We start from the raw sequence: 23,680 nt of genomic DNA on the forward strand, positions 1-23,680 counted from the left end.
TCACGTGATTAAGCCCCGCCCAGCACCAGTCGCTGCAATTCGCTGTGCTGTGTGCCGGCCATATGTCGATACGGCGCGGCGTCCTGATAACCGGACGGCGGGAACAGAAAACTCGTTGGGGTGACGAACTGGTAAAACCCGACGACCCTCGGCTTGCCGCCGGATTGAACCCGGCTGCCAAAATGAAAGCAGCGACTGGTATCGGCAAACACAGCGGTGCCGGCCGGGCCGGTTATTTCATGTTGGCTGGCTGTTCCCACCGTCTTGTTGGCCGTGTCGTCGCTGACGCGATAGCCCTTGCGGCCATAGGTATAGCCGATATTCGAGCGCAGCGTATCCGAGGCCTGGGCCTCCATGAGCGTCAGCGGACCACTGGCGGCGTCGACATCGCTGGCATAGACGAACACCTTGAGTTGGGTCGTATCATCCCAGTCACAGTGATAGAGCTGACTGGCGTGATGCTGCGACGGCGAATTGTCGGATTTCCAGACATCCATCTTCGCCAGCACCGGCACGACGCCTAGATAGGCCGATACCGCCGCGATCACGTCCTCGCGCAGTGGGAAACGCAAAAACGGCGAGTCGTCAGGCAGACAAGCCGTATCCAGATAACCCTGCTGCAAGAAATCCTTGTTGCCCGGGGCCATGCCCGACTCACGCTCGGCCACGATCTGGCCAGCGGCGGTGACGATCTCGCCAATCTCATCGAACGTTCCGGGCGCGAACAAGGCAAAGCCTTTATCGCGAGCGATTGCATGCGCCAGATCCGTCTGTTGGAACTCGGCGGCAAGCTGTTCTCGCCGGGTCAATGATGCTCCCTGGCGTGCCCCGAGGCGCTTGGCATACCACTGACGCCGGCGCGGCGTCCCTTTGACGAAATAATCCCACAACGCCTTGTTATGGCCTTGTTTATTCGTGCGAAAGAGGTTTTTCATAACAGCACTTCAAACCGTTCGGTGATGGACCAAACCCGTCCCTGGCAGTGCCCCGGAGTATAGAAGATCAGCCCGATCTATGCTGACAAGCGATCACCACGAAACGCCAGCGCTCATTCAGATTCGCCATCCCACGGCCATCGCGACGCGCTTGAGGCTTTGCCCGAAGCGCTTGGACGCCGGGTCATCGAACCGCTGCGCGCTGTAGGCGAACGCACCGGTGTGATCATCGTAGTGACAGTCACGATGATCGACGATCTGGCTTTGCCAGGCTTCAGCGGCAACACGCCAGTGATGGTTCGGCTTGCGGCGGCCTTTTTCAGCCGCGACCTGGCGCACAGCCAGCCGGGCCTTGAGTTGCTCCGGGTCCCGCGCGCGAAAATGCTGCATCAGAATCCGCCGCCGGGCGAGCGGCCCGCGTGGTGTGGGCCAGTGTTCACTGCCCTGCCAATGCAGGTGCGGGTGATGACGCATGAAACGCAACTCTTCATAGGTTGCCCGGTAATACCGGCGACGCTCGGTGATGGGCCGGTCGCGGTCGGCCAGGCTTTCCTGACCGGCTTGCCAGGCCGCCCAATCGAGATCGGTGTACTCATAAAACAGGTTGATGGCGTTGACACGACAATCCAGCGGCGACACGGCACGCAGAAATGCGCGCGGGTCTTGCGGATAGTGCTCATCGCCGTCGAGACGGCACCACCAGTCCCCGGACGAGGCCTCTTCTCGCAGACGATAGAACGGAATCATGCGCAGATCGTTGTGAAAGGCGCCGGTATAACGGCCGATGCAATCAATGCGCCCCGGGTATGCCCGCGCCACGCGCTCAATGACATCGACCGTATCGTCGTCGCTGTCGTTGTCCAGAATCGCGATGCGATCACACCAGGCCAGGGCCGCTTCAAGGGTCTGCCCGACGATATCGCCCTCGTTTTTCAAAACCATCAGACCGAAAATCTTCATCACCACCACCTCATTCCTGACCCGCACCGCGGACACTGCTACCCTTCCCGGCACGTTCGGCCGACGCCGTACCCTCATTCATGGATGCCAGCGGACGCAATGATAGATAAAGTCAAGATTTTTGGCGCCGGCTCGATCGGCAATCATATGGCCCACGCCGCGCGCACGCTGGGTTGGTCGGTAGATATCTGTGACGTGGATTCCGACGCCCTGGCGCGTACGCGCGATCAGATCTATCCCTCACGCTATGGCAGCTGGGACGACTCGATCGGCTTGTACGATACGGCTACGGTGCCCGCCGGCGGCTATGATCTGATCGTGATCGGCACGCCGCCCGATCTACACATGCCACTTGCGCTCACCGCACTCGAGGAACGCCCCGCCGCGATCCTGATCGAAAAGCCCGCCAGCACGCCGCTCTCCGATCTGGATCAGCAGGTGCATGACCGCGCGCTGGAACTGGGCGTGCGGGTGTTTGTCGGCTATGACCACGTCGTCGGCCAGGCCAGTCATCGATTCGGTGAGTACGTCGCCACAGGCGATACCGGCACGACACGTACGCTGGACGTGGAATTCCGCGAATACTGGGGCGGCATCTTCGCTGCCCATCCCTGGCTGGCCGGCCCGGCCGACAGCTATCTGGGCTACTGGAAGCGTGGTGGCGGCGCGCTCGGCGAGCACTCTCATGCGCTCAACATGTGGCAGCACATGGCGCATCTCGTGGGCGCCGGCCGCGTGGTCCAGGTATCCGCGATGCTGGATATCGTATCCGACGGCCAAGCCGAATATGATCGCCTGGCCGCACTACATCTGGTTACCGAAAACGGGTTGTGCGGCCGCGTGGTTCAGGACGTTGTCACCCAGCCAACGAGAAAATGGGCACGGCTTCAGGGCGAGCACGGCCATGTGGAATGGATCGCCGGCCACGAGCCCGGTGCCGATGCGGTCATACATGCCACCGGCAGCGCCCCGGGTGAAACCGAGCTATTTCACAAGACGCGGCCCGATGATTTCATCGCCGAGCTCGAGCACATCGAGCGTCATGTGGCCGAGGCGACACCATCGCCGCTGGATCTGTCCCGCGGGCTGGACACGATGTTGGTCATTGCCGCGGCCCATCGCTCGCATCGCGAGCAGCGCGCGGTACGCATCGATCATCAACAGGGCTACAACATAAAAAGCCTAACCGCCTGAACCCAATTAAAAGACGCCCGGTTCGCTTGCGACAGCCGAGCGGTTGCATATCGAGGAGACTACAACAATGCGTCAGTCGTACGATTTCAACGATCTGTTCATCTTCGAGATGGCCAATAATCATCAGGGCGATGTACAGCACGGGCTGAAGATCATTCGCGAGATGGGCTCGGCCGCGCGCGACCACGGGGTTCGCGCCGCCGTGAAGTTCCAGTTTCGAGATCTGGACAGCTTTATCCACCCGGATTTCCGTGATGCATCCGAGCCCAAACACATCCAGCGCTTCCTCTCGACCGAATTGACGCTCGATGCGTTCGGCGTGATGTTCGACGAGGTCCGGGCTCAAGGCATGCTGACCATGTGCACGCCTTTCGACGAGCGCTCGGTCGACCATATCGAGGCGATGGGTTTCGATATCATCAAGGTCGCCAGCGCGTCGTGTCAGGACTGGCCGCTGCTTGAACGGATCAGCGAAGCCAACCTGCCGGTGATCGTATCCACCGGCGGTCAGGACATCGCCTCGATCGATAATATATCGAGCTTCTGTCATCACCGCGGCATCGATCATGCGCTCATGCATTGTGTCGCGCTGTATCCCACGCCGGACGCGCACTGCCAGCTCAACCAGATCGACCGGCTCAGTGAGCGCTATCGCGACACCACGATCGGCTGGTCGACCCATGAGGCGCCAGACGATACGGACGTCGTGATCGCCGCGTACGCCAAAGGCGCACGCATCTTTGAAAAACACGTCGGCGTGATTGATGGCCCCGTGACCGCGCTAAACGCGTATTCGGCCACCCCCGAGCAGGTTCGTGCATGGCTGGCCGCCTATCAGAAGGCTGTCGCGCTGTGCGGTAACGATATCCACGACACGCACCACACGCAGGCCGAACGAGACGCGCTGGCGGCACTGCAGCGCGGTGTTTACGCTCGTGCCCCGCTGACCGCCGGCCAGGAGATCGGCCTCGACGATGTCTTTTTCGCAATGCCACTGCACGACGGCCAGCTGATTTCCGGGCGCTTCAAGGCCGGCACGGTGGTCAATCAAGAGGTGGAGGCACAAGGCGTAATCGATGAGGGCGCCACCGATATACCCAGCGATCCGGATCGCAAGGTCATTCAATCATCGCTGCACCAGATCAAGGCGATGCTCAACGAAGCACGAATCCCGCTGAATTCCGACTTTAAGGTCGAGTATTCGCATCATCACGGCGTCGAAAATTTCCGTGAGATCGGCGCCGTGTTGATCGACGTCGTCAATCGCAGCTATTGCAAGAAGATCGTGGCGCAGCTGCCCGGCCAGTATCACCCGGCCCACTTTCACAAGCTCAAGGATGAAACGTTCATTGTGGTCTACGGCACACTTCATCTGGAGGTCGACGGCCATCACAAGATTCTCTCGCCGGGCGAGACGGCCGTGGTTCAGCCGGGCGTGTGGCACCACTTCTGGACCGAGACCGGCGTGATTTTCGAAGAGATATCGTCGACGCATAAAAACGACGACTCCTTCTACAAGGACAAACGCATCAATCGCATGCCGCGTGCTGATCGCAAGACCATCGTCGATCACTGGGGCCGCTTCACGCTGGGCGACAAAAACGATTCGCGCGACGAGATCTGGACGCCGCGCCGCCCCGCCGCCGATGAGCCGGCGCCCAGTGACGCCGAGGATGAGGAAACCGGCGCAGCCACAGTCGATCCTTGATATGACGATCCAGGCGGCGGTGTTCGACTTCGACGGCACGCTGGTTCGATCCAATGCCATCAAGGCTGAGGCGTTTTCGCAAACCGCCGCGGCCCACGGTATTGACGTATCCCGACTGGATGCCATACGTGCAGGCCACCCGCACGCCGATCGCTACGAGATATTCGAGCGGCTGGTCGCTGATCTCGGGCCGGCGTGTGCCGGGTCGGCCGAACGACTGGTCGAAAGCTACGGCGCGATCGTTCAGAACGCGATCGCCCGGTGCGAGTGGGTACCGGGCGCGCTCGACGCGCTTGCAACCCTGGCCGAGCGCGGTATCGCGCTCTACGTGAACTCGGCCACGCCCACCGTCCCGCTCGTCGACGCCGTCGCCAGCCGTATGGCCACCGATCGATTCGTGGCGATCTACGGCGGCCCCGCGTCCAAACAGGACAACCTGGCCCATATCGCAGCAACGGCGGATCTGCTGGCCAGCCAGATCGTGATGATCGGCGACGGCGAGGATGATCGTCTGGGCGCGGCTGAATTCGGCTGTCATTTCATCGGCGTGGTGGCTGATACTTCAGCCTACGGGCTTCCAGCCCGTCGTTTCAGCCATGTCCCTGATGTGGCGGTGTCTGATCTGACGACCATCGCCGATTGCATCGCGCGGATGGAATCCGGGGACACCCAACGGAGCAGCGTCAATGTATGACAGTCAACGTATTCTGGCGGTAGTGCCTGCCCGCGGCGGCAGCAAGGGCGTGCCGAAAAAGAATATTCAGCCGATACAGGGCGTGCCGATCGTGGCCCGGGTCGGTCATCTGATACAGCAGCTGCCCGAGATCGACCGCGCGGTTGTTTCGACCGACGATCCCGTGATCGCCGAAACCGCAGAACAAAGCGGGCTGGCGGCACCCTGGATGCGCCCGGAGTCGTTGTCGGGTGATCGAATCGGCGATCTCGATGTCCTCACCCACGCTTTGCAGGCCTGCGAAACCGCTGACGCCACGCGTTACGACATCGTGCTCATGTTGCAGCCAACCTCTCCGATGCGCACCGCGGCCCACGTCCGCCAGACTTATCAAACGCTTGTCGATGAGAATCGAGATGCGGTGTGGACCGTCTCCGCCACAGATCCGAAATATCACCCGCGCAAGCAGCTTGAGTGGGACGAGACCACCCTGCGCTATCACAGCCAGGACGGCGGCCAGGTTATCGCGCGCCAGCAGCTCGACACGCTGTACCACCGTAACGGCGCGGCCTATGCCTTCACGCGGGACTGTCTTGTCGAACAGCGCGCTATTCTCGGTCACAACAGCGGCGCGGTCGTCACTGAGGATATGGTCAGCATCGACACCTGGTTTGATTTTCGTCTCGTCGAATTCCTGCTCGAGGATCGACGCACAAGCCAAACGCTCTGAGCGCGGACTCAGGACGACTTTCATGGCTCTGCTGGGTCGCGCTGTTCGCTGGATCGTGCGTTACAAAGTACCGGCCATGGCGCCCACGCCGCGGCACGTCTTGCGTGATGATCTGCTCATCGGGCACGGCTCGCAGCGCTCGTGCTACGTACATCCCGCCGATCGACAACGGTGTATCAAGGTGCCGAAGCACCCCGCCCACCCGGAGGCCCAGCAAGCCAATCTGGTCGACTCGCACTATGCGCGATCGCTCGACCGGCGCGGCGTGTCGCACGCGCACCGCGCGCGTATCTACGGCTGGGCACCCACGACTCAGGCCGATGGGCTGGTTGTCGAGCGCATTTGCAACGACGACGGCACGCCGGCGATCAAACTCCAGCACGCCCTGAAATACGGCATCGTGCAGCGCGATGAGGCCGAGGCATTGCTCGGCGAGCTCAGGCATTGGGTGCTGACGAACCACATCGCGGTGCACGATCTCAGCCCGGGCAATCTACTCGTAAAGCAGACCAGCGCCGGCAATACCCTGGTCCTGATCGATGGTATCGGCGGGCAGAAGATAAAGCTCAAATTTTTGCTCTATCTCTACAGTCCCCGTTTTGCGCGCGCGATCACGCGTCGGCGCTGGCCGGCTTTCGAGAAGAAAATCCAGGCCCGGCTGGATCGGGTGACGCCCGTGCAGCCGTCTCAGAACCTCGACGAATAGCCCGGCCGACGTCCTTGAATCAAGACTTCGCCGAGGTTTCGGACAAGCCGGGGCCTGAATCGTCGATCAAACCCGCCAGCTCGGCGCGCATGGCGCCCACCAGTTCAGCGCGCGTGCGCTGCGACAAAGCGGCCGCGCGATCGTCGTTGGCGCCGATGAACCAATGCCGGGCCTGTGTTTGGATAAAACACTCGAAGTCGGCCCGCACATCCGCCGGGCTCTTCTTTGTCAGTGTTTGCACCACGGCCTTGAGCGAGTCGAGCGTATGGACCGCCGGGCTACTGGGACAGGCGGAATGCCATGTCGGCACGAACGTTAGACCCGGGATGTTCTGTTGCAGGCCTTCAAACACCGATGAGCCGTTGCACGAGGCCACAAGTCGCGCACCGGCAAGCAGTGGCGCCGACGGCGTGAACGCATGAACAAGACGCACGTTGTTCAGCGCGCCAATATCGGTGTACAAGCTCCGCCGTGCGTAGTGAAGACAGCGTAGATCCGGGCGCCGGTCGCCGAGCTGGCGGGGATGCTCTTTAACGGCCAGCACCCAGCCGGCGGGTAATGCGGCGGCCAGCGCGCGAATCGCCAACCGCTGATCCTGATAGATTCCGGCTTCGGGAACGGTCGTACGTTCGGGTTGATAATGCAGCGCGAAGTAGACATACGGCTGTGTCGGCGCCTGGCTATCGGCGTGGTTATTGAGATAGGTGATATCCGCGCGGCGATCCCGATCCCGTCGCAACGTATATAAAAACAGGCGCCACCAGGGTTCTCGATAATAATGGTCTTCGAGAAAGATTCGGCGGCGCTTGAATAACCGTCGCAGAATCTTGAGCGACAAGCGCAGGCCCATTGGTTGCATGGCCGTTTTCTCTGCGGCCTGATTGATCTCTCTCGACCGCGCCAGCCGCCCCGAAACCTGGGATATCGCATCCAGCACCTCGGCCGGATCGACGGGATGCCTGGCCTCGATGCAGGGGGCCTGACGCGCCATCAGTTCCGTATCGAAGAACATGCCGTCGGGCGTCTGCGTACGTTTGAAGATATAGCACGGTATGCCGAGGCGCCGGCATACGTGGAAAAACACGATATGCCAGGGAAAATGCGGCGTATGCGCGAATAAGACGACCAAACCGTGACTTGCCGACACAAAACGCGTTTCCAGCCGCTCGACCAGATTCCAGAAATAGTGCTCGATCTCGCGTGCTGTCAACGGCGTTAGAAACACGCGATCAAGCGAGCGCTCGAACGCCCAGCGTGCCTCGTTATAAAACGCCTCATCGGCCGCGCCGACGGGCCGCCGATCCGGCGCGGCGCGAGCTGCTCGCTGGTAGGGTTGCCAATCAAAATAAGTGACGGCCCGCAGCGCCTCGTCATGATCAACGCGTGCCAGCCCCGAACGTCCGCCAACCCAGAGCGTATCGGCGCCTGCCAGCCCCATCAGCATTTCCTGCATGATCGGATAGTCGGCGAAATCCGCACCGAAAACCGTCAGCGGCCGCTGTGTCACGATTCGCGGGTCTTGGCTATCGCGTCGAGATAACGTGGCACGCCCACCTCGACCGGCATGAATGCTGCGGTATATCCGGCACGACGAAGTGCGGCGATATCGGCTTCTGTAAAGCTTTGATACCGACCCTGCAGATGCGCCGGGAACGCCACGTAGTGTTTATTGCCCTGCCCGTGCCAGCCGATCACGGCATCGGCCACGTCGTTGAATGTTTGAGACCGGCCGGTGCCGCAGTTGAATATGCCCGACACCTGCGGGTTATCCATTAGCCACAGGTTGACGGCGACGACGTCATCGACGTGGATGAAGTCACGTCGCTGCTCCCCGTTTGCGTAACCGTCGGTGCCTTCGAAGAGCTTGCACTGCCCCGTGGTTTCGATCTGGGCCGAGAAATGACGCGCGACGCTGGCCATGCCGTCCTTGTGGCCTTCACGCGGGCCATAGACGTTGAAATAGCGTAGCCCGGCAACCTGTGACGCGCTCGTGCGTGCACGGACGTACTGATCGAACACGAACTTTGAAAACGCATACATATTGAGCGGGTGCTCGGCCTCGCGTGTCTCCACGAAATCCGGGCCCATGCCGTAGACCGAGGCCGAGGAGGCATAGATCAAGGGCACGCTTCGAGCGGTCGTCCACTCATACAGCGAGCGCGAATATTCAAAATTGCGGGCCATGACGAAGCGCCCGTCCCACTCAGTGGTATCCGAACAGGCGCCTTGATGGAAAACGGCTTCTACCGGCCCGAAATCATGACCACGGCGCACAAGATCGATGAAATCGTCGTACTCGCGATAATCGGTGAAATCACAATCCGACAGATTGAGGCATTTCCGGCCTTCATAGAGATCGTCAACGACCAGAATATCGGTCATGCCTCGCGCGTTGAGGGCGGCAACCAGGTTGCTACCAATGAAGCCGGCGCCGCCGGTAACTATGATCATATCGTTCCCATGTCTTTCAAATACAGCGTCAGTGGCCCAGCGTTGCGTGCCGCGACGGCCGATGGCTCGGCGCCGCCCGTGCGCGTCGTACGGACACAACAAGAAGGCGCGCCGCCATGCGCTCAGCCGGCACGCAGTTCGACGAGCTCAAACTCCGGGCGCTCGAACAAGGGCCCGAGCTTGCGATCGAATTCTGGCGGATCGAATCGGCCGGCCCCGCCGGTGTGGCAATTCGTCAGTTCACCGACCCGTATTTCCTCGCCGTTGGAATACAGATCAATCCGGATAGGCGACAGATTCTCGGCTAAGCGCTCGGCCACCGCGATCATCTCATCCAGATTTTCCGGCGGCGGCTGAACGGGCGCAAGCGGGTGCTGGTTCTGGGTGAAATCAAAGGGCTGCCAATCCGGCGAGTAGATACGGCGTTGATGAAGATCAAACCGCCCGACGTCGACCTGGATCATCTTAACCCGGCCGAAAAAACAGAAAAGTTTGTAATCGGTCGGGCCCTCGTCGCCATAGTCGACGAACTGCTCGACGATCAGACGCTGCTGTAATCCGAGATAATTACGCTCGCGGCTATGCCGGTAATAATCCAGTGCCAGCCATGCCTCAAGCTGCTGCATCGGCACCGGATCGCGCGCTGACCTTCGAATGAAGACCTGCCCGCTGGCATGGGCGGGCTTGACCACGCAGCACGCAGGAAAATCGAATTCGTGCAAGGCGGCGACGGTATCGATGATACCGAGGGTGGGAATCACGTATCGCGATCCGACCGTTTCTGCAACAAATGTCTTGAGCTGGATCTTGTCGCTGACATAACGTCTTTTCTCGTCACCGAGGTGATCGATGCGCAGCCGCAGCAGATGCTCGTTGAACGTGCGCGGGCCGCGGAGTCGAGGCCAGTAGTGATGCCGGCGGCGAAAGTTGACAATGTCATGGTATTTATCGCCCCACGGACTGTAAGGCAGAAGACCGGCAAGTGTTCGACGCAACCCCATGGCTAGTCCGATCCGCGCTTATTCATGGAGGGTCAATCTCTTGTCCTGGCTGGCCCACTGGCGAACGATTTTCGCTTCCGCGATGAAGTCGTGATCGGCCGACATGGAACCCGTCGGTTCGCTGGCTGAAGCGCTCTGCGCGAAATCAAACCCATAGACATCAAGTTGTCGACAGTCGGCTGCCAGCAACAAATCAATCGCTTTTATGCCGGTTGAGGGTACCTTACCGATCATTTGTCGCAAACGCGCGATCCGACGGTCAGCGTACAACAGCAGACATCCGGCAAATGCCGGCCAGGCCGGCAGATTCCGCATCGTGCGCTTACTTCGACTGGACCAGATTACAAGTTCGATGCCGCGGGCGCGGGCCGAGGCATGCGTTAGCGGTAGCCCCGTGACCAGCCAGTCGGTGCGATAGCCGTGCGATGCCGCGTTCACAACGATAGCGCGGTTGCACCGAACGACCACATCAGCGGCATCGATCATCGTGCCGTAGCGACGATCAATCAGCGATTGGGCATTGCCGACGAGTGCAATTCGTTTGCCGGCCAGCCGGGCCAACGCGGCGCGTTCACTTATCGGCGGGCGCAGAAAACGTGCGACAGCGCCGATCGCGCGGGTCAGACGGCGCTGGCGAACCCGGCGGTTTCTATAACCTGTCTTGATGGCATCGAACGTCCGTATAAACGCTGGACTCGGGCACCAGCTCACGAATAGACACAGCCCCTGCATACCGCAGGCCAACGGCCAGATCGCGCCGTATGCGCCAGCCAGATCTTGGCGCCACGCCGCCTCGTTGCGAAGCGCGCGATGGGCATCTTCACCGTCGACAACCTCGCCGGCATAACGGGTGCGCACGAGCAGCAGCGCATGCGACGACAACCGCGCCAGAGCGTCGATAGTGTCCGGAATTTGCTTCAACGACTGTCTTTCCAGCACACAGTTGCACACCACGAGCGCGGATGGGTCTGTTTCGACGGCGCCCGGCAGGCTGGCGCCATGCCCCGCCACCGGCACCGTCAACCCGGCCAGCGTGTCTTCCAAACGACCCTGATCCGCATCCGGTGAAAACAGAATCACACGTTGGGCACCAGTTTCATCAACGCTGGCCTGCACCAAACGAACCAGACTCGCCTGGCGTGCGCGCTGTGCCCCCGTGCTCGTATGTTTAATACGTTTGATCATCGGTACTGAAAACGGACGTTATCGTTTTAATCTGGAGATCGACGCATTCTGAATTCATCATCGTCGACACCCATAGGCTGTCTCGCCCCGGCGGCCCTGTCGCGAAAACCATTGATACCCGCTGACACGCGCATCCCCCTCGGAATCAGGCCTTCGGGGTCTCGTCCGGGGCAGCAACATGCTCGATACAACGCGCCCAGATCGCTGCGATATGACGGCGCGCGTCTGCCATGTCGTGCGCATCGATCATCGCGCGACGTTCTTGTAGTGCCGCGCGATGAGCGATCCCGCGATAGTCGCGATACGCGTTGGTCAGGCGCGTGACGTCTGCCGTCGGCCACAACCCGGCCGATTCCATACTCTCAAGGATACGGATCGCGTCCGTGAACCGCGAGATCTCGACGTGTCTCTTCGTCTGCGACAAGGCCGCGTACTGCGCCAGGAATTCGATATCGATCAGTCCGCCGGCCATCTGTTTGACGTCCAACTCACCGTCGGCGCTTTCGTCTTTATAATCGCGCATGCGCCGGCGCATCGCCTGTACCTCGACCGCCAGCTCAGCCGGATCGCGCGGGCGAGCCAGAATCGCCTGGCGGATGTCGCAAAACCGTGTTGCAAGGCGCGTATCGCCTGCCACGGGGCGCGCTCTTACCAACGCTTGATGCTCCCAGGTCCATGCCTTGTTGTGCTGATAGTCAGCAAACGCATCGATATGCGACACCATCAATCCCGCATTTCCTGACGGTCTCAGGCGCATGTCGATCTCGTAAGCGCGCCCTGCCATGGTCTGTGTGGACAGCACATGGATAAGCCGCTGTGCCAGACGCGTAAAAAAGACTTGATGCGTCAGGTGTCGCTCACCACCGACTGTTTCTCGCTCGACCGGGCCATCGTAGACGAAGACCAGATCCAGATCCGAGGCATAGCCAAGCTCCAAGCCACCCAGTTTGCCGTAGGCCACGATCGTGAAACCGCAGGGCCGCTCGTCGTCGCCTATGGGCCGGCCGAAGCGGGCGGTCATCTGTGACCAGGCGATGTCGAGTGCCGCTTCCAGTACGACTTCGGCCACTTCGGTCAGCTTGTCAGAGACGATCATCAAAGGCATCGCATCGGTCACGTCGGCCGCCGCCACGCGCAGAACGGCACGCTTTTGAAAACGCCGCAGTGCGTTCATCCGGGCTTCCAGATCGAATTCGGTGAGCGCTGTCTGATCGTTGGCTAACGTCGCGGCGAGTTCATCCCGGCTTGGCGGCCGATAGAGCTGACGCCTATCGAGCAGCGTATCCAGCAGCGCGGGTTGTTCGGCGATATGACTGGTAATCCAGCTGCTGGCGCCACAAAGCCGCATGAGCGTACGTAGCGCATCGGGGTGCTCCACCAACAGCGCGATGTAGTTGCTGCGCCCGATGACAGCCCCGACGACACTCAACGTGCGGATGACGGCGATATCCCGATCCGCCTGATCCACGGGCTCGGCCAGAAGCAGCGGTATCAGCCGAGCGATCCAGCGCCGGCTGCGATCCCCCAGAACCCGGTACAGCCGTTGATCACGCAGATCCTCGAGCGCGGCGATGATCTCGTCGACACGCGTCAGGCCGATGTCGGTGAGCGTGGCTCGGGCCTTGTCCGGCTCGAGCGCCCCTGACCACAGGCGTTCGAGGGCCTTGTTCTCAGGCTCGGCTGTATCGGCGTCGGGATCAACAAATACGTCATCGAATATTCGATGCACGCGCTGACGAAGCGTGGCGATATCGTTATCGAAAACCACCAGATCGTCATAGCCCATGGCCGCGGCAATGCGGGTGCGCGCCTCATCGTCGTCGGGCAGCTCGTGAGTTTGCTGATCGTTGACCATCTGGAGCCGGTTTTCCAGGCGACGGAGCGTGACGTAGTCCGCGTCCAGCGTATCGACGGTCTCACCCAAAAGATGGCCCGCCTCGGCAAGCTGGGCCAATACAGGGCGTAGCCGCGGCTCCTGCAGATTGGGTTCCTGACCGCCGCGAATCAACTGAAACGCCTGGGCGATGAACTCGATCTCGCGGATGCCCCCCAAGCCCAGCTTGATGTCGTTGGCCGCATCGGCACGCACGACCTGGGCATCGATCATCGCCTTCATCTCACGGATCGACTCAAACGTGCCGAAATCAAGATAACGGCGATAAACGAACGGCCGCAGCAGGCGAATGAGCGCATATCCCGCGGCCCTATCGCCGGCGACCGGGCGCGCCTTGACCCAGGCATAGCGCTCCCATTCGCGCCCATGGTTTTGATAATACGATTCCATGGCCGACAGGCTGGCCACCAACGCGCCCGAATCGCCGAACGGCCGCAGGCGCGTATCCACGCGATAGACGAAGCCGTCGGACGTCGTTTCAGACAGTATCTGAACCGTTTTCTGGGCCACTTTCCGGAAATAGCCCGACACGTCGATATTGCTGTCGCCGCCGACCTCGGCGTCGTTGCCGTAAGCAAAGATCAGGTCGACGTCGGAGGAGAAATTGAGCTCGCCGCCACCGAGCTTGCCCATGCCGATCACGACCGGACGGACCACGGCGCCAGCGCTATCGACCGGCGCCGAATAACGCGCTGCCACCGTTGATTCAGCCGCGGTCAGTGCGGCCTCGATACAGTCATCAGCCAGACACGACAGCGCCGCCAGCGTATCGTCCAGTGCATCCAGGGCAACCAGATCACGCACGGCGATGACGGCGAGATTTTCGTTACGGTGATGGCGTAGCGTGCGCATGAAACCGTCGATATCATTGCCGTTCAAGCGCGGCGGCGCGGACACGACCGTTTCGCAGTTTTCACAAAAGCGGCGCTCATCGATCACGCGAGCGGCGGCCTCGGGACAACGCGCGATCCAGTCGATAACGAAACTACTGTAGGCGCTCACGCGATTGGAGAGCTCGGTGACGGCGGTGATGTTTAAAGACATGCGCGATTCACGACGAGGCCTATTCGGGCGGTGCAGAGCTTTGAGGCTAAACCATGAGCGCTGCTATTTGTTTGTTCCAAAACAATAAAAGAATCGATCGATGGAAGCCGTGCCTATCGCCGGCCGCGAGGGTGTTTAGTAAGGCCGGCGACAATCGCCGCCGGACGACGCGAGCCAGGCCATGAAAATCGTGTTCATTTCCGATGCCTGTCTGCCATCGCCCTCGGCCGAAGCGTTGTTCGTGGTGCGCATGGCTCAGGCGCTGTCCGAGCACGGCCACGACGTCATCCTGCTCGTGCCGGACGGCAAGCATGAACGCCGCACGGATACGCCGACTGTCGCCGCTTACTACGGCATCATCCCGGCTTTTACCACGCAGCCGGTGGCATGGCCGGGCGGCGCTAAGGCGATTCGTCTATGGGCCTGGCGCAGCGCGCGTGCAGCACGCCACTGGGCGCCGGACCTGGTTTATGCGCGTCATGTCGCGGCCGGATGGGCCGCGCTGGAGGCCGGGCTGCGATGTATCGTCGAACTCCACCAAGGCATCCAGGCCCGCCCCGGGCAAACCGGCCCGGCGATGGATTATCTGGACGATCGCCTGCGACAGACGGGGGGGCGCTGGCAGGCCGTGGCCTCGACCCGGCACGCGCCGGCCGAGGCCCGGGATCGGCGCGCGCTGGCAAGTCGCGGCGGCTATGTGCAGAACATCACGCTGTTACGCCGCTTGGCGGCCTATCCCAACCTGGTGCGCGTCGTCGTGATCACGCACGCGCTTGCACGAGATCTTTGTGAAGCCGCGCCCCGCCTGGCCAGCCGGATTCTCGTGGCCCCCGACGGCGCGCTACTGCCGACGCGGCCCCCCGGCCCCGCACCGTTCGAGCGTGGCAAGACACTGTGTGTTGGCTACTGTGGGCATCTGTATGCCGGCAAGGGTGTCGAGATCATCGAGGCCATTGCGCGCCGTTGTCCTTGGGCTCAGTTCCACGTATTGGGCGGCCTGACAGCAGATCGCGAGCGTTGGCGTGCCCGGACCGCGGATTGTTCGAATCTTGTCTTCCATGACCACGTCGAGCCGCATCGCGTGGGTGACTGGCTGGCTGCGTTCGATGTGTGCCTGCTGCCGAATCAACCAACAGTCGCCACCTACCAGGCCAGTCGACGTGGCGACACAGGCACCAATATCGGGGCCTATACATCGCCCATGAAAATGTTCGAATACATGGCCGCTGGCAAGCCGATCGTGGCCTCGGATCTCGCCGTGCTGCGAGAAATACTGGTCGACGACACGAACGCGCTGTTATGTGGTCATGACGATGTTTCGGCGTGGGCGGCCGCCCTGTCTCGGCTGGCCGACGACCCCGCACTGCGTCAACGACTGGCCGCGGCCGCCCGCACGGATCTGGAAGCCCACTACACCTGGTCGGCCCGCGCGAGCCGCGTCGTCGCTGGCCTGGCCACCACACAACCTCTAACGAGCCCCGAACGCCTATGACGCGACGCGCCACGCACTCCATCCCCGCCTTCGACGGACACGCCTCGCGTCGACACGAATCCGTGTCCATCCGACGGCTCAACGCACGCGGCGCCTTCGAGGCACTACGTCATCGTCGTCGGCTGGCCGGTATTCAAAGTATCGTCCACTTCGCGGGGTTTCCGCGCTCGGGCCACTCGCTGATCGGCTCGATCATCGATGCCCATCCCAACGCGCGCATCGCTCACGAGCTCGACGCCATCGGCCTGCTGGAGGCCGGCCTGCCGCTATCGCGTATCGCAGCTCTCATGGATCATGCCTCGCGCGTGTTCACGCGCCACGGACGTTACTGGAACGGCTACTGCTATTACGTCGAGGGGGCGAGTCATCATCGCGGCGATACGCTATCGGTCATCGGCGACAAGAAAGGCGACATGGCGGTCAAGCGCATACAGGCCCGGCCCGACCTGCTTGAGCAACTCAACCGCGACACCCGCTGGCGCAAGCCCTGGATCTGTGTCACCCGCAACCCCTTCGATAATATCGCGACCATGTCGCTGCGCGCCGGACGGGCGTACGACGCGCTTCGTACACGCACCCCCGAGCCGGCTGCCTTCGCCGCTGCTCTGCGCCAGAGCCAGGCCGACGGACATATCGCCGATACGGTCTCCGACGAGCAGATCGATATCTACGCCGCGCTGTGTGAAACGGTCGAGCGTATCCGGTCGCACACGGCCGAAACCGACTGGCACACCCTGTGTCACAGCGCACTGGCCGCCGCTCCGCACGGTGTTCTGAGCCGCCTGATGGCGTTTCTTGGCTTGCCGATCGACCCGGATCACATCGCCCGATCCGCTGCGCTGATTCATACCCGGCCGTCAGCCACACGAGAGCTGGTGGCCTGGCCGGCGGCGGCGCGTGAGCGCGTGGCCGGCCTGATCGAGCGCTATCCGTTCCTCGCCCATTATCGCGACGAGCGTGGTCATGCCGTCGATTAGACGATCGACACGATGACCACATCCGCCCCACGCTCAGTTGCCGTAATCGCCGCCACGCGGTTGCCGGCGCGTTCGGCGAACAGCCTCCAGGTCATACGCATGTGCGAAGCGCTGGCCGAAACCGATTGGCACGTCGTGCTGTTCGCCCCGACTTATACCGATATGCCGTCGTCGGGCGAATCGATCCGCGACTACTACGGCCTGCAGGCAGACATCGAAATCAAATTGATCGACTGGCCGGCGATCACCAAGCCCGATGCCTTCTGGGCCATGGCCTGCCTGGACGCGGCGGCCCGGGCCGGATGTCGGCTGATTTTCACTCGGCATCTGCCCAGCGCAGCACTGGCCGGGGATCGTCACTGGCCGGTGGTCTACGAAGCACACAAGCCCGCCGGCACGGGCGCGGGCCGGGCCGCCCGGGGCTATTCGTTCACACGCGCGGTCAAGGCCCTGCGTATCGCAGGCCGGCTTGTAATGGGCCGATGGCGCGGCCAGCGTCACCTGCCGAGCCTTGGCAGGCTGGTCTCGCTCGTCGGCTATCGCGGGCTGGTTTCAAACGCCGATTTCGAGGCACGCCTGGCGCGCCCCGATCCACGACGGCATCTGATCGCGATCACCCACCGCCTGGCCGACGATATCGTGGCGCGCTACCCGGCCTTATCGGGCCATATCAGCGTTCTGGCCGACGGCGCACGCCGCGCGGACAGCAACGTGACGCGGGTTTCGCTGCCGGGCCGGCCCGACTGCGGACGCGTTGGCTATTGCGGGCATCTTTATGCCGGCAAAGGCATGTCGCTGATCGCCCAGCTAGTCACGCGCTGCCCAACGATCGATTTTCACGTCGTCGGCGGCGAACCCGACGATATCGCAGCCTGGCAGGCCCGGATCGGGCCCTGCGAAAATCTCTATTTTCACGGCCACGTTGCGCCGCAGCAGGTACCGGGTTATCTGGCGGCGCTGGATATCGCGCTCCTGCCCAACCAGGCTCGCGTGGCGACCGCCGGCGATGCGCATGGCGATATCGGCCGCTATACGTCACCGCTGAAGATGTTCGATTACATGGCCGCCGGCCGGGCGATCGTGGCCTCGGATCTGGCGGTTCTGCGCGAGGTGCTGATCGATGAGCACAACGCACGCCTGTGCCCGCCCGACGCGCCCGAGGCATGGGCGGCGACGCTGGTGTCGCTGATCGATGACCCGGCCGCGCGACGCCGCCTGGGCGACCAGGCACGCCACGATCTGGAAAGCCACTACACCTGGGCCGCCCGGGCACGCGCGTTGTCGTGTGTTTTCCATCGTCTATCGGCGTAATGCCCGGTGCAGCGTTTCAGCGCGTCGCCAAATCCTCGATGAGCCGCTCGAAACGCTCGGTCGATGTCGCGATCGAAAAATCGCTCGCCCGGGCGAGCAACTGCTCGCGCGCCACGGGCTGATCGAGGCTGGCCTGCATCGCGTCGGCCAGTGCTTGCACGTCACCCACCGGCACCAAGGGGCCGTAGCGCCCGTCGAGCAGTATTTCCCGTGGGCCGCTGGGGCAGTCGGTCGCCACCACCGGGCAGCCACAGCCCATCGCCTCGATAAGCACGCCGGGCAAGCCCTCGTACAGCGAGCTGAGCACGAACAGACTGGCTCGATGCATGAGCACCGCCGGCGCATCGACCCAGCCGACGAGATGCACCACGTTGCCCAAGCCCAGCCGCTTGATTTCCAACGTCAGTGCCGCGCGCATCACGCCTTCGCCCGCAATCACGAGATGTACCGGCCGCGCCCGCCATAGCCGGGCGACCGCGTGGATCAGTGTGGAAAAATCCTTCTGTGGCTCGAGACGCCCGACCGCCAGAATCACCGGCGTCGTATCCGTCGCACTCACCGGCCATATCCCCTCGGGCAGCGGCGCCCGCCCGGCTGCGGCCAGATCCGGGCCGACGACCGGGTTGTAGAGTGTTTGAATCGTATCGCGCGATAGTCGCGTGCTTGCCGCCAGATCGTCGGCCACGCCGCGCGAGACCCCGGCGATCGCGTCGGCCCAGGGGTAACAGGCGTTGACCAGCCCGATCAGCGATGCCCATCCGGCGGTGTTGTCGCCCTGCGTCCGACGTTCGGCCAGCTCCGCGCTCAGATGATTACGCTCGGTGACCAAGATGCGTGATTTGACCCCGGCCAGCCGGTGAGCCAGCAGCGCGGCCAGATTCGCCCGTGTCAGCGCGCTGATCAAGACGTCCGGCCGGGATTCGGCCAATACGGCGGTCAGCGGCGCGATATAGGCCAGTTTGATGATCGGCCGCCGCATGCCGGCCAGGCGCAATAGTGCCGCGCGCGCATCGCGCGCGCCGGAGGCCAGGCGCAGGAGCGCCAGGCGTCCGGACAGCTTGCTGGCCCGCTCAAGCACGACCAGCCGCACGGATGCCGCCACCCGTGATCGATACGGGCCAGCCGCCTGATTGACGATCAGCTCGACGCGATGGCCGCGCTCGGCCAGCGCCTGGCTCAGACGCAGGATCGAGCGCTCGGCCCCGCCCCCGGCCAGATTTGGCAGATAGAAGACAACATGGCGCGGGGCGGAAGACCGCGTTTCGCAGGCGGTTCCGGTCACGCCGTCTTGCGTAGCAGATAAACCTGGCGCGCGCCGTCGTCGAGCGAGGTCACCACGATCTTGTTGGCATCCGGACTCGGGCACGGATGCAGGTCACAGCGATACTGCCCGCGGGCCGGCCGGTGGTTGTCGAAATGGGCAATAGTCTGGGTCGCCTCGGACTGCTCATCGTGAATCAGAACATCGATCGACTCGCGATACGGGGTATCGAAAACCATGCGATGCGTCGATCCCGGCAGATAGCGCAGATGCACGTTGTAGTCGATGACCTCGGGCGCGATCGGCCGCAGATAGCGCCCTTTCGGTGTTTCGTCGGCATAGAGACAGACACCGTCGCGTTTTCGCCAGAAATACAGTGTTTGGTTATCGGCCCAGATCACGTGCGATGTGGCGTCGGTCATCAGCGCCAGGACCTCACCATCCGTGCCACAGGTCAGGCTCACCCCCATACGATCGCTCCAGCCTTTTTTGGCATCCCGGGAGCGAAAACGCAGTTTGACGGTAAACCGGTTGCCGTCGGGCGCGATCTTGACGTGATTGAACCAGTATCGATAGCGCTTGACCCGGTGATCCAGAACGTCGCGCCAGCCGAGCTGCGAATATAGAAATCGTACGGCCCGATCAAGCGATAGAATCAACGTCGGCGCGCTGCCGTCCAGCGGCTGTTTCCAGACCCCGTCTTCTCGCGGCCGACGTTGATCCAGCCGGGCGCCTGCCCCGCCGCAGTAGCCATAGCCGGGGCGCAGCGTATCCAGACGCGCCATGTTCACGCCAAGCGTGAACCGGGCCCGAGGATCGACGACATAGCTGGCAATGGGCAGCGTGCGGCGCGTCTGATTGACCGTATCGAGCACGCGCGTGACGAACGTCGCATCGTCGCGGTCGTTCCAGAGCACGAGCGATGTACCCGGCACCCATTGGGCCATCGGGCCCTGTTGCCAGCTCCAGGCGCTGCTCTGGCCGATCTCCGTCCAAGCGCCGTCTGCCTCGGTGTCGATCAACCCGATCGTGATTCGATCATCGGGCCGTAGCGCACGCTCGGCGACACCGTGCATGCGATGCGCCACGATACGACGACTTTCGGCGTCGAATACGTTCAGATCGTAATAGCTGTGTGCGTGATAAAGCCCGGCATCCGTGCCGTGGGTGAGTTGTTCGACCTGCCATCCGTTCACGATGCCCTGCTCCCGAGCCAGCGTTTGAGTTTCTTGCGCGGTTTTCTTGTTGCCACCAGCCAGCGCGCCTGACGTGCGCGGCGCCGAATCGCGGCCGGCCAGCGGTGCGTGATTGGCGCCAGTCCCGGTTCGGCAACCGCCACCTCGGCCAGTGCGATGCCGTCGTGGCGATGCAGATGATCCAGCAGCTTCTGGCCGTATTCGGCGCCTGCCGGGCTGACGCCCGGCGTGGCCAGACGACGCTCCAGCGTCTCGCGCAGGCCGGCCGTCCATTTGTAGTGGTGCACCCGCAGCGGCAGCGACCAGCGAAAGACGGGCCGGTCCAGCATCGGGAAACGATCCAGATCGTGGCCAAATGCGAACCGGATCGGCGGATTGTCCGGCGCAGGCCGATGCCCGCCGCGGTTTAAAAACACGTCCCCTTGATGGGCCATGACCTTGACCGAGCCGCCGGGTTTTTGGTGAATAGATGGCTGGCCGAGCGCGCACTGTACTTCGGCGGCGAGCGGAAACTGCACGCTCATGGCCGGCTCGCCAGCAATCGGTTTCAACTGGCCGTGCGGCGCCAGACGATCGATGAAGACGCCTTGAGCGACGTTGATCCGGCGCTTGTCACACCAGTCCAGAAACGTCTCAAGAGTCGCCGGATACTCGTGAAATTCATCCACGTCGGCATTAACGACCCAATCATTGGCCGCCACACGGGCCTGCTGTAACGCACGACGCCGCGCCCACATCGCGTCACTGGTATACGGCGCGATCCAGACATCGGCATCCGCGATGCCGTGCTCGTGCAGTATCGCCCGTGCCGTCGCCAGATTCGGCGAGTCTGGATCCAATGTATTGAGAATAAGCTGCATCGCATCGGGCGCTATCCCGATGCTGCGGTAGTGGCCGAGAAAATGAGGCAACAATGCCAGCTCGCTATCGACGCCGATGCAGCTGATCAGATGAATACGGCGGGTGTCGAGCATGGCGGACAAGCACTTTGTAACGAAACAGGCACAACGATCATGCCGGTCGCGGCGCATCGCGGCGCCAGCATAGCAATGCCCGAGACATGGGCGAAACCGATCATGTGGCACACGCCATCCGGCGTCGCGCGTACGGCCTACAAGGGCACAAAAAAATCCGGTTTCCCAGAAAGAAAACCGGATTCTGCGAAAAGACCGGGCCACCGTGAGGCCTTGCAACATGCAACGCCGTTCACGGGGCCTGGTGTCTTGTCGTCCCAGGAGAGAACAGTCTCCTGCGGGCGCTGGGCGTGATTTACATCATGCCGCCCATGCCGCCCATTCCACCCATGCCGCCCATGTCGCCGGCACCGCCCTTGTCGTCATCCTCGGGGACGTCGGCAACGGCTGCTTCGGTGGTCAGCATCAGGCCGGAGATGGAGGCTGCGTTCTGCAGCGCGGTACGGCTGACCTTGGTCGGGTCGAGAATGCCCATCTCGACCATGTCGCCGTATTCGCCGGAGGCCGCGTTGTAGCCGTAGTTGCCGTCCTTGGACATCACTTCGTTGACGACCACGGACGGCTCGCCGCCGCTGTTGAACACGATCTGACGCAGCGGCTCTTCGACGGCGCGACGCAGCAGGCGAATGCCGGCGTCCTGGTCGTCGTTGTCGCCCTTGACGTTCTCGATCGCGGTCAGGGTGCGCAGCAGGGCCACGCCGCCGCCGGGCACGATGCCTTCTTCGACGGCTGCACGGGTGGCGTGCAGGGCGTCTTCGACGCGTGCCTTCTTCTCTTTCATCTCGACTTCGGTGGCGGCCCCGACCTTGATCAGTGCCACGCCGCCGGCGAGTTTGGCCACGCGTTCCTGCAGCTTCTCCTTGTCGTAGTCCGACGAGGAATCCTCGACCTGCTTACGGATCTGGCCGATGCGGGCCTCGATGTCGTTGTTGGAACCCTTGCCATCGATGATGGTGGTGTTTTCCTTGGACACCTGGACCTTGTTGGCCTCACCCAAGTGCTCGAGCGTGGCGTTTTCCAGCGTCATGCCGAGATCTTCGGAGATGACCTGGCCACCGGTCAGCACGGCCATGTCTTCGAGCATAGCCTTGCGACGATCACCGAAGCCGGGCGCCTTGACCGCGGCGACCTTGACGATGCCGCGCAGGGTGTTGACCACCAGCGTGGCCAGCGCCTGGCCTTCGACGTCTTCGGCCACGATCAGCAGCGGACGGTTCTGCTTGGCAACGTTCTCGAGCAGGCCGACCATATCGCCGATGTTCGAGATCTTCTTGTCGAACAGCAGGATGTAGGGGTTGTCCAGCTCGGCCGTCATCGTCTCGTTGTCGGTGACGAAGTACGGCGAGAGATAGCCGCGATCGAACTGCATACCCTCGACGACGTCCAGCTCGTTGTACAGGCTGGAGCCTTCTTCGACCGTGATGACGCCTTCCTTGCCGACCTTCTTCATGGCATCGGCGATGATGGTACCGACTTCCTTGTCGGAGTTGGCCGAGATCGAGCCGACCTGGGCGATGGCTTTCTCGTCATCGCAGGGCTTGGACAGCTTGGCCAGCTCTTCGACGGCCGCATCCACAGCCTTGTCGATGCCGCGCTTGAGATCCATCGGGTTCATGCCCGCGGACACGGCCTTCACGCCTTCGCGCACGATGGCCTGGGCCAGCACGGTGGCCGTGGTGGTGCCGTCACCGGCGACGTCAGAAGTCTTGGAAGCGACTTCCTTGACCATCTGCACGCCCATGTTCTCGAACTTGTCTTCCAGTTCGATTTCCTTGGCGACCGAGACACCGTCCTTGGTGATGGTCGGGGCGCCGAAGCTCTTGTCGAGCACGACGTTGCGGCCTTTCGGGCCCAAGGTGACCTTGACCGCGTCGGCCAGCGTGTTGACGCCACGGACCAGACGCTGACGGGCGTTTTCGCCAAAACGTACTTCTTTTGCAGCCATTGCTACTTAATCCTTTATTGCGGTTATCGAACGTCGCTAGCGT

Annotated in this window: 19 protein-coding genes; 8 read left to right on the forward strand and 11 right to left on the reverse strand. The window is 62.3% G+C overall.

Annotated features, from left to right (window positions below; all coding sequences use genetic code 11):
* Positions 1-8: 8 nt before the first annotated feature.
* A complete protein-coding gene (locus SAJA_RS12580; protein WP_148070970.1) occupies positions 9-935 on the reverse strand; it encodes a phytanoyl-CoA dioxygenase family protein in 927 nt (308 codons plus the stop codon).
* A gap of 117 nt (positions 936-1,052) precedes the next feature.
* Positions 1,053-1,895: a glycosyltransferase family 2 protein gene (locus tag SAJA_RS12585; RefSeq protein WP_184999875.1), complete on the reverse strand. Its 843-nt coding sequence runs from the start codon at positions 1,893-1,895 to the stop codon at positions 1,053-1,055.
* A gap of 99 nt (positions 1,896-1,994) precedes the next feature.
* On the opposite strand from SAJA_RS12585, the gene SAJA_RS12590 reads away from it, so the two are divergent.
* The 5 genes from SAJA_RS12590 (at position 1,995) to SAJA_RS12610 (ending at position 6,906) form a co-directional block, all read left to right on the forward strand.
* Positions 1,995-3,089, forward strand: coding sequence for a Gfo/Idh/MocA family protein (locus tag SAJA_RS12590; protein ID WP_184999876.1), 1,095 nt, complete (start codon positions 1,995-1,997; stop codon positions 3,087-3,089).
* Between the two features lie 67 nt (positions 3,090-3,156).
* Positions 3,157-4,797: a D-lyxose/D-mannose family sugar isomerase gene (locus SAJA_RS12595; protein ID WP_123659021.1), complete on the forward strand. Its 1,641-nt coding sequence runs from the start codon at positions 3,157-3,159 to the stop codon at positions 4,795-4,797.
* A gap of 1 nt (position 4,798) precedes the next feature.
* Entirely contained in the window at positions 4,799-5,491 is a 693-nt protein-coding gene (locus SAJA_RS12600; protein WP_184999877.1) for an HAD family hydrolase, read from the forward strand.
* Positions 5,484-6,200, forward strand: coding sequence for an acylneuraminate cytidylyltransferase family protein (locus tag SAJA_RS12605; protein ID WP_123659023.1), 717 nt, complete (start codon positions 5,484-5,486; stop codon positions 6,198-6,200). Before SAJA_RS12600 ends, SAJA_RS12605 begins: the two co-directional genes overlap by 8 nt.
* Positions 6,201-6,222: 22 nt before the next feature.
* A complete protein-coding gene (locus SAJA_RS12610; RefSeq protein WP_184999878.1) occupies positions 6,223-6,906 on the forward strand; it encodes a YrbL family protein in 684 nt (227 codons plus the stop codon).
* 19 nt (positions 6,907-6,925) lie between these two features.
* Here SAJA_RS12610 and SAJA_RS12615 read toward each other — a convergent pair whose 3' ends face one another.
* The 5 genes from SAJA_RS12615 to glnE form a co-directional block, all read right to left on the reverse strand.
* Positions 6,926-8,413, reverse strand: coding sequence for a hypothetical protein (locus SAJA_RS12615; protein ID WP_123659025.1), 1,488 nt, complete (start codon positions 8,411-8,413; stop codon positions 6,926-6,928).
* On the reverse strand, positions 8,410-9,357 hold the full coding sequence (gene rfaD, locus SAJA_RS12620) for an ADP-glyceromanno-heptose 6-epimerase (RefSeq protein WP_123659026.1): 948 nt from the start codon (positions 9,355-9,357) through the stop codon (positions 8,410-8,412). The genes SAJA_RS12615 and rfaD overlap by 4 nt, the downstream gene beginning before the upstream one ends.
* Positions 9,358-9,479: 122 nt before the next feature.
* Complete coding sequence (locus SAJA_RS12625; RefSeq protein ID WP_123659027.1) at positions 9,480-10,358, reverse strand: ATP-grasp fold amidoligase family protein; 879 nt, start codon at positions 10,356-10,358, stop codon at positions 9,480-9,482.
* An 18-nt stretch (positions 10,359-10,376) separates the two neighbouring features.
* The gene (locus tag SAJA_RS12630; protein WP_245963320.1) at positions 10,377-11,474 is read right to left on the reverse strand and encodes a glycosyltransferase family 29 protein; all 1,098 of its coding nucleotides are present in this window, start codon (positions 11,472-11,474) and stop codon (positions 10,377-10,379) included.
* A 214-nt stretch (positions 11,475-11,688) separates the two neighbouring features.
* On the reverse strand, positions 11,689-14,481 hold the full coding sequence (gene glnE, locus SAJA_RS12635) for a bifunctional [glutamate--ammonia ligase]-adenylyl-L-tyrosine phosphorylase/[glutamate--ammonia-ligase] adenylyltransferase (RefSeq protein WP_123659029.1): 2,793 nt from the start codon (positions 14,479-14,481) through the stop codon (positions 11,689-11,691).
* Between the two features lie 181 nt (positions 14,482-14,662).
* On the opposite strand from glnE, the gene SAJA_RS12640 reads away from it, so the two are divergent.
* The 3 genes from SAJA_RS12640 to SAJA_RS12650 are packed head-to-tail and all read left to right on the forward strand — an operon-like array spanning position 14,663 to position 18,261.
* Positions 14,663-15,973 carry a glycosyltransferase family protein gene (locus tag SAJA_RS12640; RefSeq protein ID WP_123659030.1) on the forward strand — a complete coding sequence of 437 codons (1,311 nt, stop codon included), beginning with the start codon at positions 14,663-14,665 and terminating at the stop codon, positions 15,971-15,973.
* On the forward strand, positions 15,970-16,950 hold the full coding sequence (locus SAJA_RS12645) for a hypothetical protein (RefSeq protein WP_123659031.1): 981 nt from the start codon (positions 15,970-15,972) through the stop codon (positions 16,948-16,950). The genes SAJA_RS12640 and SAJA_RS12645 overlap by 4 nt, the downstream gene beginning before the upstream one ends.
* 12 nt (positions 16,951-16,962) lie before the next feature.
* Complete coding sequence (locus tag SAJA_RS12650; protein WP_123659032.1) at positions 16,963-18,261, forward strand: glycosyltransferase family 4 protein; 1,299 nt, start codon at positions 16,963-16,965, stop codon at positions 18,259-18,261.
* Between the two features lie 16 nt (positions 18,262-18,277).
* On the opposite strand, the gene SAJA_RS12655 is transcribed toward SAJA_RS12650, so the two are convergent.
* The 4 genes from SAJA_RS12655 to groL all read right to left on the reverse strand — a co-directional run bounded on the left by SAJA_RS12655 (position 18,278) and on the right by groL (position 23,637).
* Complete coding sequence (locus SAJA_RS12655) at positions 18,278-19,543, reverse strand: glycosyltransferase (protein WP_184999880.1); 1,266 nt, start codon at positions 19,541-19,543, stop codon at positions 18,278-18,280.
* A complete protein-coding gene (locus tag SAJA_RS12660) occupies positions 19,540-20,718 on the reverse strand; it encodes a hypothetical protein (RefSeq protein WP_123659034.1) in 1,179 nt (392 codons plus the stop codon). The genes SAJA_RS12655 and SAJA_RS12660 overlap by 4 nt, the downstream gene beginning before the upstream one ends.
* Positions 20,715-21,692, reverse strand: a complete 978-nt coding sequence (locus SAJA_RS12665) for a glycosyltransferase family protein (protein WP_184999881.1) — start codon at positions 21,690-21,692, stop codon at positions 20,715-20,717. The genes SAJA_RS12660 and SAJA_RS12665 overlap by 4 nt, the downstream gene beginning before the upstream one ends.
* A 295-nt stretch (positions 21,693-21,987) precedes the next feature.
* A complete protein-coding gene (groL, locus tag SAJA_RS12670) occupies positions 21,988-23,637 on the reverse strand; it encodes a chaperonin GroEL (protein WP_123659036.1) in 1,650 nt (549 codons plus the stop codon).
* Between the last annotated feature and the right edge of the window lie 43 nt (positions 23,638-23,680).

The sequence above is a fragment of the Salinisphaera japonica YTM-1 genome, assembly GCF_003788585.1.
In the GTDB taxonomy this organism is placed as follows: domain Bacteria; phylum Pseudomonadota; class Gammaproteobacteria; order Nevskiales; family Salinisphaeraceae; genus Salinisphaera; species Salinisphaera japonica.